The organism is Dermabacter sp. p3-SID358, from assembly GCF_025147465.1.
In the GTDB taxonomy this organism is placed as follows: domain Bacteria; phylum Actinomycetota; class Actinomycetes; order Actinomycetales; family Dermabacteraceae; genus Dermabacter.
This window is the reverse complement of record NZ_JALXOZ010000010.1, coordinates 1-15,563: the sequence shown is the minus strand read 5'-3', so window position 1 is coordinate 15,563 and position 15,563 is coordinate 1. Positions and strand designations below refer to the sequence as shown.

Annotated in this window: 12 protein-coding genes and 1 tRNA gene; 11 read left to right on the top strand and 2 right to left on the bottom strand. The window is 60.5% G+C overall.

Annotated features, from left to right (window positions below):
• The first annotated feature begins 69 nt into the window (after positions 1–69).
• The 8 genes from M3B90_RS05955 to ppc all read left to right on the top strand — a co-directional run bounded on the left by M3B90_RS05955 (position 70) and on the right by ppc (position 8,470).
• Entirely contained in the window at positions 70–414 is a 345-nt protein-coding gene (locus M3B90_RS05955) for a peroxiredoxin (RefSeq protein ID WP_259889084.1), read from the top strand.
• Between the two features lie 135 nt (positions 415–549).
• Entirely contained in the window at positions 550–1,215 is a 666-nt protein-coding gene (locus M3B90_RS05950) for a hypothetical protein (RefSeq protein ID WP_259889083.1), read from the top strand.
• Positions 1,216–1,344: 129 nt separating this feature from the next.
• Positions 1,345–1,911: a hypothetical protein gene (locus M3B90_RS05945; RefSeq protein WP_259889082.1), complete on the top strand. Its 567-nt coding sequence runs from the start codon at positions 1,345–1,347 to the stop codon at positions 1,909–1,911.
• 218 nt (positions 1,912–2,129) lie between these two features.
• A complete protein-coding gene (locus tag M3B90_RS05940; protein ID WP_259889080.1) occupies positions 2,130–2,849 on the top strand; it encodes a hypothetical protein in 720 nt (239 codons plus the stop codon).
• 42 nt (positions 2,850–2,891) lie between these two features.
• The gene (locus M3B90_RS05935; RefSeq protein ID WP_259889079.1) at positions 2,892–3,581 is read left to right on the top strand and encodes a hypothetical protein; all 690 of its coding nucleotides are present in this window, start codon (positions 2,892–2,894) and stop codon (positions 3,579–3,581) included.
• Positions 3,582–3,683: 102 nt separating this feature from the next.
• Positions 3,684–4,364, top strand: a complete 681-nt coding sequence (locus M3B90_RS05930) for a hypothetical protein (RefSeq protein ID WP_259889078.1) — start codon at positions 3,684–3,686, stop codon at positions 4,362–4,364.
• Positions 4,365–4,782: 418 nt separating this feature from the next.
• A tRNA-Ser gene (locus M3B90_RS05925) sits at positions 4,783–4,872 on the top strand.
• Positions 4,873–5,635: 763 nt separating this feature from the next.
• A complete protein-coding gene (gene ppc, locus M3B90_RS05920) occupies positions 5,636–8,470 on the top strand; it encodes a phosphoenolpyruvate carboxylase (RefSeq protein ID WP_259889077.1) in 2,835 nt (944 codons plus the stop codon).
• Positions 8,471–8,555: 85 nt separating this feature from the next.
• On the opposite strand, the gene M3B90_RS05915 is transcribed toward ppc, so the two are convergent.
• Complete coding sequence (locus M3B90_RS05915; protein ID WP_259889076.1) at positions 8,556–9,461, bottom strand: formate/nitrite transporter family protein; 906 nt, start codon at positions 9,459–9,461, stop codon at positions 8,556–8,558.
• A 101-nt stretch (positions 9,462–9,562) separates the two neighbouring features.
• Complete coding sequence (locus M3B90_RS05910) at positions 9,563–11,821, bottom strand: HAD-IB family hydrolase (protein WP_259889075.1); 2,259 nt, start codon at positions 11,819–11,821, stop codon at positions 9,563–9,565.
• Between the two features lie 83 nt (positions 11,822–11,904).
• Here M3B90_RS05910 and M3B90_RS05905 point away from each other — a divergent pair, with 83 nt between their 5' ends.
• From M3B90_RS05905 to M3B90_RS05895, 3 genes are read left to right on the top strand one after another with little or no spacing between them, the layout of a single operon-like run.
• On the top strand, positions 11,905–12,723 hold the full coding sequence (locus M3B90_RS05905) for an SDR family oxidoreductase (protein ID WP_259889074.1): 819 nt from the start codon (positions 11,905–11,907) through the stop codon (positions 12,721–12,723).
• Complete coding sequence (locus M3B90_RS05900) at positions 12,720–13,421, top strand: lysophospholipid acyltransferase family protein (RefSeq protein ID WP_259889073.1); 702 nt, start codon at positions 12,720–12,722, stop codon at positions 13,419–13,421. The genes M3B90_RS05905 and M3B90_RS05900 overlap by 4 nt, the downstream gene beginning before the upstream one ends.
• A 5-nt stretch (positions 13,422–13,426) precedes the next feature.
• Positions 13,427–15,130 (top strand): FAD-binding oxidoreductase, encoded by a 1,704-nt coding sequence (locus tag M3B90_RS05895; RefSeq protein ID WP_259889072.1) that lies wholly within the window; start codon positions 13,427–13,429, stop codon positions 15,128–15,130.
• The last annotated feature ends 433 nt before the right edge of the window (positions 15,131–15,563 follow it).

The window sequence follows — 15,563 nt, the reverse complement described above, 5'->3', positions numbered from 1 at the left end:
CCGCATCACCCTCGCCGATCTGGCGGGCGAGAGTGCCTTATTTGGTTCTACCCCGCGGCGGGAACCTCGTTGTGTACACGCCAGGCGCGCGACCTTCGCGATCACGCCGAGGAGCTCACTGCTCGCGGTGCACGAATTCTCGGCATTTCCCCGGACCCCGTTGAAAAAGTCGAAGAGTTTGTGGAAAAGGAGAGGCTCCCTTTCGCCATGGCTTCGGATGAGCGCCACGCCTTAATGGAGGCTTATGGTGCATGGGGCGAAAAGAATATGTACGGCGTGAAAAAGATGGGCGTGATTCGTTCGAGCTTCGTCATTAACGCTTATGGCATTCTGACTGCCGTGAAGTATCGCGTGGGAACCCCGAAGCACGTAGATTTTGTGCGAAACGGTCTCGTTTCAGACGTGGAAAAATAACTGGGTTATGGAAAGCTGAAGAAATATTTCAGAATGACTCGCTAGCGTGTCAGGGTCCGCTCTTCCGTGGCGTACCTCGCCGGAAGAGGGAAAACCAGCGAGGCTCCGCGCCTTAGCCGATACGAAAGGTTGACCATGTCCACTTTTGTTCGCAAATCGCGTTCGCTATCGACCATCGCCGCCGCTGGCGTGCTCGCCTTCGGCCTGGCGAGCTGTGGCGCCGCCAATGAGTCAAAGAACGACAACTCCGCCGCCAAGGACGAAACCACGAGTGCAGCTCCAAATGAGGAAGACTCTTCGTCAAACGAAGGCTCAGACTCCTCCTCGAGTGAAAGCTCGGATTCATCCTCAGATTCGGGTTCAGATTCCGGAAGTGGTTCGAACGAAAGCGGTGAATTCTTCGCCGCTGTGGGCACTCCCGTTGAACTTGATCCAAGCTCGTTCACGGATGAGGACATGAAGAAGGGTGCAGAGGTAGCATCCCAGTTCTACGCCGCGTATGCCGATGGGAAGTTCGAGGATGTCTGCGCTAATACTGTGCAAAAGCGTGGCGACAAGTACGAGCGCTTGGACACGGATGCGGCACTCAAGGAGTGCGGAAAGATGAACGCGATGTTTGGTGCCGATGGCCCTTCTGAGGAAGAAGCGAAGATGATGAAGGAGCAGCTCACTCCTGAAAATCTCGAGATTCGCCCGAATGACGATGGTACGGCCGGAGTGTTTTTCCAGGGGAAAAACATGCGTCTGAAGGTCATTAAGGTCAAGGATGCTGGCCCGCTCCTTGACTTCTCGCAGGGGTGATCGCTTGAAGCTTCGGCTGCCTTTTATTCACTGAAGGGGCTGCGAGCAACGACAGGGGGAGGGTTCGGTAGACTGATCTGGCCGAGCCCTCCTCGCGTATTTCTCGGTTGCTCTATTGAAAGGCCCCAAATGCTTAAGTCGGCGCGCATTTCTCGTTTGTTCTGCATCTTCGCTGCCGCCGGTGTTGCTGCTTCAGCTCTCGTGGGGTGTGGCGCCATAAGTGAGGCCAAGGAGGCGGAGCTCTTTTCGGAGGAGAGCAAGGAAGTCCCTAACACGGTTGTCAATCTTGACAAAACTCCCTTCACGTACGAAGAACGGCGGCAGGGCGCGCAAGTGGCAGCCGATTTCCTCGCCCACGGGTTCGACCAGAAGCTTGAGAATATCTGCCCGTATGTGGTGGTCAGAAACGGCAGCGATTACGAACGATTGGATGGCGATAGAGCCCGCCAACGGTGCGCCGACCAGAACTACAGTTTCGGCATTGACCAGGACCTCACCAACGATGAGACACAAATGGCGCAGGAACTTTTCACCGCCGAGAATCTCGAGGTTCAAGCGAATGGCAACGGTACGGCCAGCGTATTGTTCCAGGGTAGAGACCTTGGCCTTGCCCTCGTCAAAGTGGAGGGCGTGGGCCCACTTTTGGATATGAGAGACGTCGATATCGCTTCGGCTGAGGAGTCAACGCTGCGGTAGCTTTCCGTAAAAATGGGTGGCTCGGAAGATTTTTCTACCGAGCCACCCTCGCTTTTAAAGTTCTCTGCCTTGATAGGCAGGTAGCCACCTTCTCCTGTTCCGCAGGGGAGCACGCGGAATCTGTGAGTGGGTATCGAGGAAGATGCCAGGAACGATCGTTACCGTAGTCGCACGGGATCCCGGCGTGATCCACGCCTCAGTCTTACGAGAGGACCCTGATGTCGATGACACCGCGCATGACCCGTTCGTTTGCCTTTGCCGCGACTGCGGGACTCCTTCTCCTTGGTGCCGTCGGTTGCGGTGCCGTCAACGAATCGGAGAAGGAAACCGCCTCTGAAACTTCGTCTTCCGAGAGCTCTGCATCAGAGGCTTCGTCGGCAACGCCTAACGAGACGTCAGGTGGTGACTCCACGGCTCCGAGTGACGATAGCTCGACCGCCAGTCGGGCAAGCGATAGAGGTCGCGGCGCCGCGCCTGCGCCGAAGCCAGCGGGTTCGAAGGGAGGGTTCCCAAGTGTTCGAGGCGAACCTGTCGAGCTTGATCCTACGCCGCTCACCGATGCCGAGAAAGAGGAAGGCAAGCAACTCATGGCCGACCTCATGGTGGGAATCGTGACTAAAGGAGATTTTTCGAAAGCCTGCGACGTAGTTGTGTACAAGAGCCCCGATGGTCAGCGCGTCCGCGTCGATAACTCACCCGAGCTTCGCGAACAGTGTGCCCAGAGCACAGCGGCAATGTTTGGTCAGGGCCAAGCCGAAAGTAGAGAGAATAAGGGAATTTCAGAGGAGCAGGCGAAAACTTTGTTCTCCCCGTCCATGTTCGACGTTTCAGACAACGGAGACGGCACCTTTGCCTTGTCGATGCAGGGTCAACCGAGCGGACTTAACGTGGTCAAGATTAAAAATGGCGGAGTTCGCCTCGAGGCTGCGCAAAACTGATCTGGCTATCTTAGGTCCCAAAATTCTTCAAAGGAGTACGACGTGAAAACCACCAAACGCATTGTCCATACGTTCACTGTCGCGATCGCGGCGGGCGCACTTGCCGCAAGTGCCGCGTCGTGCGGTGCCGTGAAAGAGAGCGAAGGGGCAAAAGGCGCGGATGAGTCGTCGCCCTCGGCTTCGTCGAGCAGCCCCGGGACCACCACGTCCAGCCAGAATCAGGCCCCGGCATCTCCGGGAAGCAGTGATTTGCCCGGAAGCGACACTTCTCCAGGAGTAGGCGAGGAACCGGGCGGTGCTGACGCCGGGAACCTCGATCCGTTCCAGAACATCCCCGAGAATGCCAAGGCGAAACTTGACCCTACGCCCCTCACGCAAGAGGAGCTGCAACGTGGTCTGCAGCTTCCGCAGGAAATGATGACCAAGCTGGCGGCGGGGGACGCTGCCGGAGCCTGCGACATGGTGCTGATGAGTAAGGATGGCACTCTCGTGCGATTCGATGTGCCTGAGTTCAGGGATAGGTGTGCAGCTGAGTTTCAAAACGGCGTAGATTCCTCAGCGATAAAGAGCATGACGCCGGAGCAGGTGAAAGAAAGCTCTGATCCGAAGCACTTCAAGCTTCTCGATAATGGCGACGGCACAGCCACCTTCGAACGCGATGGCACGTCGAACGGAACGAAGCTTGCACGGCTTGACGACGGCAGCCTTCGCCTCATGGTCGATAGTTTCTAGCTCGTTTCTCTTTGCTGCGGGAGGCGTCGGCTCTCGAAGCAGGACCCGTTTGAGATCGAGAATGACGAGGCTAAGCGCCTCAACCCAAATGAAAGGTTGACGATGTTTGCTCTTACCCGCAAGACCCGCTCGGTCTCCCTCAGTATCGCAATTGGCACCCTGGCCTTCGGCCTGGCAGGCTGCGGTGCGACCGTAGAGGCCAAGAAGAACGAACCAACCTCTGAGCAGACCACGGATCCTTCTGATTCCAAGGAAGAAGGCTCCTCGAACTCGAGTGGCAATGCCAGCGAAAGCGATCCCGGCACGAGCGACTCCGGAGGCGGCGAGTCGCCAACGCAATCCGGCGGTAGTGATAGTCAAGGCATTGATGCGCTTGGAGGCTTCTCCGAGAGTGCACAGGCGAAACTCGACACCGCCCCCTTTACCGCAGATGAGCTAAAGCGCGGCCAGACGCTCCCCGGAGAGATGGTGCGGCGAGCCCTCGACGGAGACTACGAAGGGGTGTGCGGCATGCTTATTGTGGGGGAAAAAGGGAAGGCTGTTCGACTTGACGCACCCGAAGTGAAAGGGCGCTGCGTGGACTCCTTCAAGAAAAGCGTCGAGAGCTCACCTGAAGCCCGCAAGGGGGCGGAAGAAGCCCTCGCTCAAGCCGGTCCCGAGCATGTGACGGTTCGTGATCGGGGCGATGGCACGGGCGAGTTCTTCTCTGATGGTGAGTCGATGGGCATTTTGCTCGTGAGGCTCGACAATGGGGATCTTCGCCTGATGGTAAGCCAACTTTGACACATTCTAGTTTGACGCCATTCGCACGCACCGTGAAGTGGAAGGCGCACCCAAGGATCCTTGCCCCTCCACCTCAATCTCCGCAACGAAGGTGCGACCGTGAATCTCGCCCGCCTACGATGCTTCCTTTCGGCCTTCGGCACGACGGCTGCGAGTCACAGCATTCCTGCTGTAAAGCTGAACTAGGCAGAGGCTATGCGCCAGGCCCTAGACGGGGCTCTATTCGCGGTCGAGGAGCAGGGGGCACGGCCACAGTCAAGAGCGACGAACTCGAGATGGAGATTAAAGTCGTCAAGCTCGAAGGTAGGGGCATTTGCGTCGTACCGTGAGAGAGGAACCCCGCGCAATGTGAAACCTCCGCGGAAGATTTGAGCCACCCGGGGAAGTTCGGTAGGCTTACTCAGCACCTTGTGCGCAAGGAGACGTGGCAGAGCGGCCGAATGCGCTCCCCTGCTAAGGGAGTAGGCGGTGTTGAGCCGCCTCGGAGGTTCAAATCCTCTCGTCTCCGCACCCAGGAATCGCCCCCCCGCTTGCCCATGTGCGAACGGGGGGCGATGCTGTTTATCGCACGCGTCAGCGGCAGCCTGAAGAATGCCGTAAGGGTCGGGGTTTGGTTGTAATCTGCCGCCGCGGTACCCAGCGTCGGAAACACAGAGGCCACCTCAGGGGCACTTGCACGCGTGACTCGCGTGCTTTTCCACCGGTCATCTCGCGCTCGAGAACCTGCTGAGATGCCGGGATCGAGTTGGGCGGGCTATCGTCGGAAAGTCTGAGAGTTTCCGCCAATTCAGACGAATCGGGTTCAGCTTAGACAGCCAGCCAGATTCAGACTAGGCCGGATGAGTCCACGCAAAAACAGGACGCTGCACGGGGCTCTTTCTCATTAAGGAGCGAAAGGGCCCGACGCTAAATCCGCATCCGCCGAATTCCTTGAACGCGTAGCGGCCTGCGCCCCCTTCGCTTTTGGTGCGGCGATCCCCTGACTATGGACAATCAACAGGGAGCCATCAAACTGGAGCAACCTGGCTATGGCGCAAGGGAGTTTCAGCATCCACTCCGACTGAGAGGCCGAAACCACTCTGACGGTGTGTGCCCCCGCCGTGGGCGGGTAGTGCGTGCGCACCTGTTCCACGAGGCCCATTGCTCAGCAGGAGGAATGCATATGGGAGTAGACTGGCCCCGGCTCATTCGGCGCTGATGGGGGCCGTGAGCGCCGCACTGGTGTTTTCGGTTCGCCACGGGTGCCACCGCTTCCAGACGAGAGGTTTCAGGTGCGCGAACAACACGACGATAGTCTTCGCAATCTGCCCACCCTGACCGCTGAATTCCCGGTCGTGGGTGATGACCCGCTAATCGACGCGCCTTTGCGTGCGACGGTGCGTAGGCTCTCCACGCTCCTTGGTGAAACGCTCGCCGACCAGCACGGCCCAGAACTCCTCGATCTTGTTGAGGAAGTTCGCCAGCTCGCGAAGCAGTCAAAGCAATCGAAGTCGACAGAAGACACCATGCGCGTGCAGCGTCGCCTCGCCGAGCTGCCGATTGAGCAGGCAACTGAGCTCACGCGCGCATTCACTCAATACTTCTTGCTCGCAAATGCAGCGGAGCAAACGTATCGAGTTCGTGCCCTTCAGGGGCAGAACGAGAATGAATCGTGGATTCCCCGCACGGTGAAGTCGATCGCGGAGGAGGCCGGGGTTGAGGAGCTCCAACGCACCGTCGATGAGCTCGATGTGCGCCTCGTGTTCACGGCTCACCCCACGGAAGCTTCGCGCCGCGCGGTTCTTACGAAACTGCGACGGGTCTCGACTCTCCTCGAGACGGACACCGAGGAAGGCACGCGTGCTCGCAAGAAGCAAGACCGTGACCTCGCGGAAACGATTGAGGCACTGTGGCAAACGGACGAGCTGCGGCGCACACAACCAACCCCGCAGGATGAGGCGCGCAACGCAATCTTCTACTTGCGCTCCCTCTACCTCCACACGCTCCCCGAAGTTCTTGACGCGCTCCGCCACGAGCTTCGCGACTACGGTGCCGATCTGCCCGTGCGGAAGGTGCCGCTTCGCTTTGGCTCGTGGATCGGCGGTGACCGTGACGGCAACCCCTACGTGACGGCCGACGTGACGCGCGAGGTGCTCAAACTCCAGGCTGACGCGGCGATCGACATCGCTGAGGCTTTCCTCGAAACGCTCACGCTCGAGCTTTCGATGAGCTCGACCTTGATTGGCGAGGATCAAAAGCTCACGCAGAGCCTCGAGAAGGATCAGGAGACCCTCGCGTTCGTGCCCGCCGAGCAGTTCGAGCTTTTCGCCCACGAGCCCTATCGACTCAAACTCTTTTCGATGCGTGCGAAGCTTGCGGCGACGCGCGAGCGTATCCACAACGGCGATGCGCACAAACCCGGGGTGGATTACCTCACGGGCGCCGAGCTCCAGAACGACTTCGAAGAACTGCGTGAATCACTCCGAACCCATCGGGGCGATCTTATGGCCGATGGCTCAGTTGCGATTGTGCAGTCTGTTCTCGCGGGCAGCGGGCTCAACCTCGCGATTATGGATGTGCGTGAGCACGCGGAAAAGCACCACGACCTGCTTGCGGAGATGTTCGATCGCGTGGGCGAGCTCGACAAGGCGTACGGGGATCTCACGCGCGAAGAACGCACAAAAGTGCTTTCCTCTGAGCTGGCGTCGAAGCGCCCCCTCGCAAGCGCGCAGCTTCTCGGCGAGGAGTCGCCACTCGATCCCACCATCCAGAACACCTTCAACGTGTTCCGCGAAATCCGCACGGCGCACCGCACCTACGGCCCAGACGTGATCCAGACCTATATCGTCTCGATGACTCGCGGTGCTGACGACATCCTCGCCGTCGCACTCCTTGCGCGCGAAGCCGGACTCGTGGACCTTTCGGGTAATGATCGCCGCGCCGACATCGGCTTCAGCCCCCTCCTCGAAACCGTCGAAGAGCTTCGCCACGCCGGCGAAATCCTCGACGAGCTTCTGAGCGATCCGAGCTACCGCGAGATCGTGCGCCTTCGCGGCGACCGCCACGAAATCATGCTCGGCTATTCCGATTCGAACAAGGAGTCGGGTGTCATCACGAGCCAGTGGGAGATCCACCAGGCTCAGCGACGCCTTCGCGACGTTGCCGCCAAGCACAACGTGACCCTTCGCCTGTTCCACGGCCGCGGGGGAAGCGTCGGACGCGGAGGCGGCCCCACGTACGACGCGATCTTAGCCCAGCCTTACGGTGTTCTCGAAGGTGAAATCAAGTTCACCGAGCAGGGTGAGGTCATCTCCGATAAATACATGCTTCCTGTGCTCGCGCGCGAAAACCTCGACCTCTCGCTCGCGGCGGTCATGCAGGGCTCGGCGCTTCACCAGAAGCCTCGCACGAGCCCGGAGGATCTGGAACGTTTCGGCACCGTCATGGAAAGCCTTTCCGACGCCTCCTTCGCGCGCTATCGCACCCTCATTGACGATCCCGACCTGCCCGAGTACTTCGTGGCGTCCACACCCGTAGAGCAGCTCGGCGACCTCAAGATCGGTTCTCGGCCCTCGAAGAGGACGACGAGCGAGAAGGGCCTCGATGGCCTGCGCGCGATTCCGTGGGTGTTCGGCTGGACCCAGTCCCGCCAGATCGTTCCCGGGTGGTTTGGCGCTGGATCGGGTCTTAAGGCCGCACGCGAAGCTGGCTATGAGGGCGACCTCAAGGAGATGTACGAGAACTGGCACTTTTTCCGCACGGTCATTTCAAACGTGGAGATGACCCTCGCGAAGACGGATATGGGGATTGCGTCCCACTACGTGCACTCCCTCGTCCCCACCCGTCTGTGGCACCTGTTCGAGACGATCCGCGAAGAGTACGAGCTCACGGTCGCCGAGGTCGAGCGTCTCACGGGCGTGCTGGATCTTCTCGATAACGCTCCCGTGCTTAAGCGGACGCTCGAGGTGCGCGATCGTTACCTCGACCCGATCAGCTACATGCAGGTCGCCATGCTGCAGCGTGTGCGCGAAGCGCAAGCGAAGGGCATTGAGGTCACGGATGCGGAAAAGCGTGCCCTGCTCACGACCATCAACGGCGTTGCTGCGGGCATGAAGAACACCGGCTGATTCACCGCGGCTGAGCGTAGGCGAAAGCCCGGCCCCTCGTTTGAGGGAGCCGGGCTTTGTGCGTTGAAAAGTGAACCGAGAGCCGTTACTTAGCGGCGACAGCCGCCTCGCGCTCAGCCTTGATAGCGTCCTTGCGGTAGGCGACCCAGAAGTAGCATCCGACGCACAGGGCGCCACCGATGATGTTGCCGAGGGTCACGGGAAGGATGTTGCCGAGGAGGATCTTGTCCCAGCTGATCATGTCGAAGTCGGCGGCGCTTACGCCGGCCTTCGTGACGGCTTCACCGGCCCAGAAGGCATCTGCGCCGAAGGTCTTGATGAGCCAGCCCATGGGGAGCATGAACATGTTTGCGACCGAGTGCTCGAAGCCGGTCGACACGAAGATCACGAGCGGCACGACGATCGCGAGAGCCTTGTCGAAGAACGAGCGACCAGCGAACGTGAGCCACACGGCCATGCACACGAGGAAGTTACAGAGAATGCCAAGAACGAACGCGTTGCCCCAGTCGAGCGAGAGCTTGCCCTTCGTGACGTTGAGGACGACGAGGCCCCACGCGCTCTTGTTGGTGGCCGGAGTGTTCGCGAGGAACACGAGAATCGCGATGGTCACCGAACCGACGAAGTTTGCGACGTAGGAAAGGCCCCAGTGGCGGAACAGCTGACCGGCCGTGATGCGCTTCGAAAGGAAGGGCATAACGTTGAGGGTCGTGCCTGTGAACAGATCCGAGCCCGAGTTAATGACCATGATGAGGCCGGTCGCGAAGAGCGCGCCGCCGATCATCTTCGTAATGCCGAGCGGCCACTCTCCCGGCGCGCCCTGCTGCGTAGTCACGAACATGATGAAGCCGAAGGCAATGTAGGCGCCACCGGTGAGGCCCAGCCAGAAAATCTTCCACGCCGGCATCGTGGCCTTGGCATACATGCCATCTTCGACGGCCTTGGCCATGGCTGGCGCAGGCGGAATATTGAGCTTATTTGCGAGGTCGTCCACGGGACGTCTCCTTTAGGGATAAGGGGTCAGGGAAGCTTGAGCGCGCAGTGCGCCGTGTCCCTAGCCTACGCCCTCGCAGGTGAGTTAGTGGAAAATGGCGGCTATTTCCACTCGAGAATTGGCCAGTGGTTCTTCTTCGCTTCTGCGTAAAGCCCGAGGTCGGGAGAGATCGCCGTGGGATGTCCGAGCACCGAGAGCCAGGCGGCGTCGGCATGCGAATCGCCGTACCCGTACGAGTTTTCAAGATTGAAACCATTGCTTTGCGCGTACTTGCGCAGCCAGTTCGCGCGAGCTTCGCCGACAACCGGGGGAGTGGCGAGGTAGCCGGTGAGCACGCCATCCTTTTCGTGCATGTGGGTCGCGACGACTTCGTCAAAGAGGTCGGCGAGTGGCTCCACGAGGATGTCGAGCGCACCCGTGATGAGGATCGTGCGGTGGCCCGCAGCCCGATGCTCTTCGAGGCGTTCGAGCGCCTCAGCCTTGATCTGGCGGCGAACGTTCTCGCCGAGCTCTCCCGCGAGGACTTGCGTGAGCTCCGCGGTGTCGAAACCGCGGTAGCGGCGCATAACCGAGCGGATGAACTCCGAACGTGAGTGCTGCTCGTTACGCAGATACTGGGGGAGCGCACCGGCGAGCTTTACGACCTCTTTCGCGCCGTCGGTCCTCGAGCGCGTTTCCTTCACGATCGCGAGGTACTGCTGCACGATGTTTTGCGCGATCACGGTGCCGTCGAGATCGAATACCGCGAGGGTATCGCTCGAGGTCTTAAGCTCGCTCGACTTGCGCTCCGTGCGCGCCTTGCGTGCGGCCTTCTGGCGCGTGTAAGCGCTCGTGAGCTCGGTGACGGCCGGCAGGTGGTGATCGTGGAAGTAGGAGCGCCAGTCGAGAGCCGTTATGTCGAAGTCGTACTTCTCGAGGAACTCCTTCGGGAGCGATGCGCGAAGTGCGCGCGTGTTCGCGTCGTCGAAAACCATTTCGGTCTTCGTATATGCCTTGTACAGCCCCATGAATTTCTTGAGGGTGTCGAGCGCTGCGGAGTTCTTGTGAAGCTTTCCGGCCCAAGCGCGGGTGGTGGGCGTGCCGGGAAGGCGTCCGACGGCAACCTCCGCCGCCTTGACTGCTTTATTCGTGGCCCAGAACTTCGCCTCAACCAAGTCAACCGAGGGGAAGGTCCACAGGGGAACCTCGATCGGCTTGCCCTTGTCGTCCGTGAGGGGGTTCTCGACGAAATAGTCGTGAACGATGCTCACCATTTCGTGGAGCGGCAGCGGGTTCGAGTTGCCCGAGGCGACCTGGTAGTAGGCGTCGTCGCCCGTGCGATCAACATTCTGGGTTGCGAGCGCGAGAATCACGCCGACGATGTGGTCGACGGGGATGATGTCAAGGATCGAATCGGGAAGGCCCGGGAACTCTGAAAGGCGGCCTTTTCCGTAGGTCATGATGAGCGGATCGGCGACCTTGTAGCCGTCGATCCAACCGGGGAATGGGTGCGTAACCGCGGATTCGATGATGGCGGGCCGCACGAAGCTCAGGCGGTGGCCGGAATCAGCCCACATTTCCTCGCCGACTCGCTCAGCCATGGCCTTCGTGAACGTGTAGATGTCGGTCCAGCCGAGCGAGTTCGCGCGCTGGAGGCCGTAATCCTGGAGCCGCGAGCGAACCCACGCGCGGCGGGCCTCTTCAGCGACCGAGGCGATCACCTTCGGGCCCATCTTGCCGCTCTTAAGCTCTGCAAGGCGCAGGTTCTTCTTAATCTGCTCGGGCGTGCGCGACATGGCATCGACCTCACGTGCCGCGGCAAGCGCGGCGTCGTACTCGTCGCGCCAGTTCGCGCTGTGCGTGAGGCGTCCCTCGCGGCACAGGCCCTTCGCGAGACCACTGACGTACGAGGTCGATACGTGAATCACGTGCGGGTTCTGCCCGCCGGGGAGGGTGCTGTTCGATTCGAGGAGTGCCTCATAAAGGTTCTTAGCGCCACCAACGTTTGTTGCGAAGGCTTCGTTGATCGGAGGATCGAAACTCACCGAGCTCGCCGAGTGCACGACCACATCGAAAGTTCGCTCGAGGGGAGGAAGATTTGTGAGGTCGCCCTCGATGACATCGGCACGTTCTTCGAATGCAGTGCGGACCTCGTCCTCACTTGAGCGCTCGATCCACGAGGCGAACACGGGCTTCTTAAGAAGAGTCGCGAGGCGTTTTTTGCCCGAGAGCGTCCCCTTGGGGCGCACAACAGCCGTCACGCGAACCTCGGGGAAATGCTCGAGGAATGCCTGGAGAACAGCTTGGCCCAAAAAGCCCGTTGCCCCCGTGAGCAAAACTTCGCGATACTTGGTATTTGCGCTGGTAGAGGGCACAGACATGCGGATGAATCCTCGCGATCAAGCACTGGTGTAAGCATTGGGGCGCGCTCAGAGAGGCGCAGGCCTAGTGTATCGTAGAGGCCATGCATAGGGCCCTCATCACCGGCGGCACCTCTGGTATCGGGGCCGCTTTCGCGCGCGAATTCGCCGAGCGGCGTGTCGACCTCGTGCTGGTCGCCCGCAACGCCGATCGCCTTTCGCGTTTCGCACAGGAGATCCGCACCCGCTACGGCATCGATGTTGAAGAAATGGTGTGCGATCTTGAAATCGAGGCCGATCGTGAGCGAGTAGAAGCGCGACTTTCCGAAGAGAGCACCGAGCGCCCCGCGATCGACATCCTCGTGAATAACGCGGGCTTTAGCGTGCGCAGCGACATTCTTGGCGAAGACCTCTCGCTTCATGATTCGGGAATTCAGGTCATGATCAAAGCCGTGCTCCACCTATCCAACGCTGCGGGCCGCGCGATGGCACGTCGAGGTCAAGGCTGGATCATCAACGTCAACTCGGTCTCCGGGTATCTTCCACAGAACAACTACTCGGCGATCAAGTCGTGGGGTAACACCTACACCGAAGCGCTCGCGGTGCGCCTCGCGGGAAGCGGCGTCCACGTGACCTCGCTCCAGCCAGGCTGGGTACGCACCGAGTTCCACGAACGCGCTGGTATTTCCGGATCCTCGATCCCCGACTTCCTTTGGCTTTCACCCGAGCGCCTCGTGCAGGAATGCCTTCGCGACGTCGCGCGTGGCAAGCTCATTTCCGTCCCTTCGAAGCGCTTCAAGGTGCTCGCGTTCCTCGCTCGTATCGCCCCGCGCAATGCGATGCACTCGATCGCCGCGTGGTTCACGAAGCGTCGCGACAGCGAAAAACCCCTGCCGAAGCACTCCGCGAAGGGGACCAAGTGAGTAGGTATCACGACCCGGCCCTCTACCGTTCGACATGGCGCGCGTACGTCCGTGCGCTCCTCGTGCGAGTCGGCTTCAAGGGCGTCGTGAAAAGCGCAGTCACGCAGAAAATTATCGTCAACCCCGAGGTGAAGAAGGTGCGCGGCGCGTTTCTCCTCGTTGCCAACCACTCGAGCCACCTCGATGCCCCCATGCTCGCCCAGGGCCTTCCATTCGCGCAGGGCAAGTACCTCTCCACGGGCGTTGCCCGTGAATACTTTTTCGATATTTGGTACCGCCGAATCTTCGTGCGTTCCCTCTTTAACGCCTTCCCGATCGACCGCGACGGCTCCCGCAAGCATTCGGGTATCACGCGAGCGCTTCTCACCGCGGGCATTCCCGTGCTCGTCTTCCCCGAAGGCACACGCTCGAAAACCGGGAAAATGGCCGAATTCAAACCTGGTTCAGCCTCCCTCGCGATTACCGAGAACGTGCCCGTCATTCCCGCCGCGCTCATCGGCGCGCACGAAGCGATGCCCAAAGGTCGAAGCTGGCCCAAACCGGGCAGACCTCCCGTCGGCGTTGTTTTCGGCGCACCCCTTCGCGCAGAGGAAGGCGAAAGCGCGCTGAGCTTCAACGCGAGGATTCAGGCAGCCGTCGGAACCCTCAAGACCGAGAATTACCAAGCCATCATGGGAACCCAACCATCCGAGGAGTAACCGTCATGAACAGCCCGATTTCGGCCCGCGAGGTCAAGCGCCACAAATGGTGGGGGTGGGGTCTCGACGACATCACCTTCCGCTGGGACAACAAGCCCGTCTTCCCGGGCTTCGCCAAGTCGAAAATCGGCATGGACCTCGAAAAGCTCACGCCGGCACCGGAGCCGCAGCTGAGCGATTATGAGGTGCCCGAGAGCCGCCTCAGCGCCGATGATCGCGCCGCCCTCGCCGCAATCGTCGGAGAGGAGAACCTTCTCGATGACGACGAATACCGCGTTGTTCACTCGTTCGGCCGCTCCGTGATCGACCTCTTCCGCGCGCGCACCGGCGACTTCGCCCGCATTGTCGACGCGGTGATCTACCCGAAGAACGACGACGAGGTTCAGAAGATCCTCGCTTACATCGTTGAGCACGACCTCGTCGCGATTCCCTACGGGGGCGGCTCCTCGATCTCCGGTTCCGTCACCCCGAACGTTGAGGAAAAGCGCCCGATCATCACGATCAACCTCGGCCGCATGCGCGAGGTCATCTCGATTGACGACACCTCGGGCCTCGCTCGTGTTGACGCAGGCGTGTACGGGCCAGACCTCGAAGAACAGCTCAACGAGCTCGGCTGGACGATGGGCCACTTCCCCGACTCGTTCACCTACTCGACCCTCGGCGGATGGGCCGCCACGCGCTCGACCGGCATGCAGTCGGATCGCTACGGCGACATCGAAGACATCGTGCGTGGCCTCAAGGTCGTGCGCCCCGACGGCATCGTCGAAACGAAGCCGATCCCCGGCCGAGACTCCGGCTCGAGCATCCACGAAATGATCCTCGGGTCGGAGGGGCGCCTCGGCATCATCACTGAATGCACCGTGCGCGTGCATCGCATGGCCGAAAACCGCGTGGTCATCGCCTACATGTTCCCCGACTGGGAATCGGGCATCCGCGGCATGCACGCGATTGCCCGCAGCGAAGTGCACCCCGTGTTTACGCGCCTGAGCGACGGACCCGAAACCGCGTTTAGCCTCTCGATGCTCAAAGAGCCACAAGACAAGAAGGGCGAAATTACCCGTAAAATCCAGGATGGCCTCTTCGCGTACCTCCGCAAGAAGGGCTGGGACACCGAAAACGAGATGTGCATGAGCTACGTGTGCTTCGAGGGATCGAAAGCCCAGATCAGCCGCGAGCAGGCCGTGGTCAAGAAGATCGTCAAGAAGGCCGGCGGTATCACGCTCGGTGCCGGCCCCGGTGCGATCTACGATCAGAAAAAGTTCGACACACCCTACCTGCGAGACTTCCTCCTCGGCCTCAATGTGTTCGGCGATGTTTCCGACACCGGCACCACGTGGGCGCGCATCAACGAGATGCACTCCAAGGTGTACGACACGTTCTACGCGAAGCTCGAGGAGCTCGGCATCCCCGGATTCTTCTTCTGCCATATGAGCCACAGCTACCACCAGGGGGCGTGCCTCTACTTCACCTTCGCGGTGCCCTACGAGAGCAACGAGGTCATGCTCGAGCAGTACACCGCGATTAAGCACGCCGTGCAGGGCGAGTTTCAAAAGCACGCCGGAACGCTTTCGCATCATCACGCCGTTGGTACCGAGCACCAGCCGTGGATCGAGGAAGAAGCCGGCCCCCTTGGCGTCAAGATGATGCGCGACCTCTACAGCACGCAGGATCCGGGCAAGAACCTCAACCCCGGCAAGATCGTGTCCTGACGCCGGACTCCACGATCGTCGAAGCCGCACGAAAGCGCCGCATTCTCGCCTCAGTAGGGCGGAGTGCGGCGCTTCTTTTTGAGGGCACATGGATGCGGGGCAACCGTCGGACCCGGCGCCCCCGCGCGGCCCCTTCTCGGTTCGGTCGCCCCCTTCTCGGTTCGGCCGCCCTCTTCTCGGTTCGGCCGCCCTCTTCTCGGTTCGGTCGCCCTCTTCTCGGTTCGGTCGCCCTCTTCTCGGTTCGGCCGCCCTCTTCTCGGTTCGGTCGCGTCCGGGCCGCCCTTTCTCCCGGCCTAGGAAACTAACCCCAACATTTGCGGGGGTATAGGCCCGAATACCACCGCAAACGTTGGGTATAAAGTTGGGAACGGGCGGAAGGGTACGAAAAAGCCCTCCGCCGTAGCAGAGGGCTTATGTCACTGGCGCGCCCGGA

What these genes read in the sequence shown, in the direction of transcription:
- M3B90_RS05950 (WP_259889083.1), top strand. Translation starts at nt 550, where the DNA reads ATGTCCACTTTTGTTCGCAAATCGCGTTCGCTATCGACCATCGCCGCC.
- M3B90_RS05945 (WP_259889082.1), top strand. Translation starts at nt 1,345, where the DNA reads ATGCTTAAGTCGGCGCGCATTTCTCGTTTGTTCTGCATCTTCGCTGCC.
- M3B90_RS05940 (WP_259889080.1), top strand. Translation starts at nt 2,130, where the DNA reads ATGTCGATGACACCGCGCATGACCCGTTCGTTTGCCTTTGCCGCGACT.
- M3B90_RS05930 (WP_259889078.1), top strand. Translation starts at nt 3,684, where the DNA reads ATGTTTGCTCTTACCCGCAAGACCCGCTCGGTCTCCCTCAGTATCGCA.
- M3B90_RS05910 (WP_259889075.1), bottom strand. Translation starts at nt 11,821, where the DNA reads ATGTCTGTGCCCTCTACCAGCGCAAATACCAAGTATCGCGAAGTTTTG.
- M3B90_RS05905 (WP_259889074.1), top strand. Translation starts at nt 11,905, where the DNA reads ATGCATAGGGCCCTCATCACCGGCGGCACCTCTGGTATCGGGGCCGCT.
- M3B90_RS05895 (WP_259889072.1), top strand. Translation starts at nt 13,427, where the DNA reads ATGAACAGCCCGATTTCGGCCCGCGAGGTCAAGCGCCACAAATGGTGG.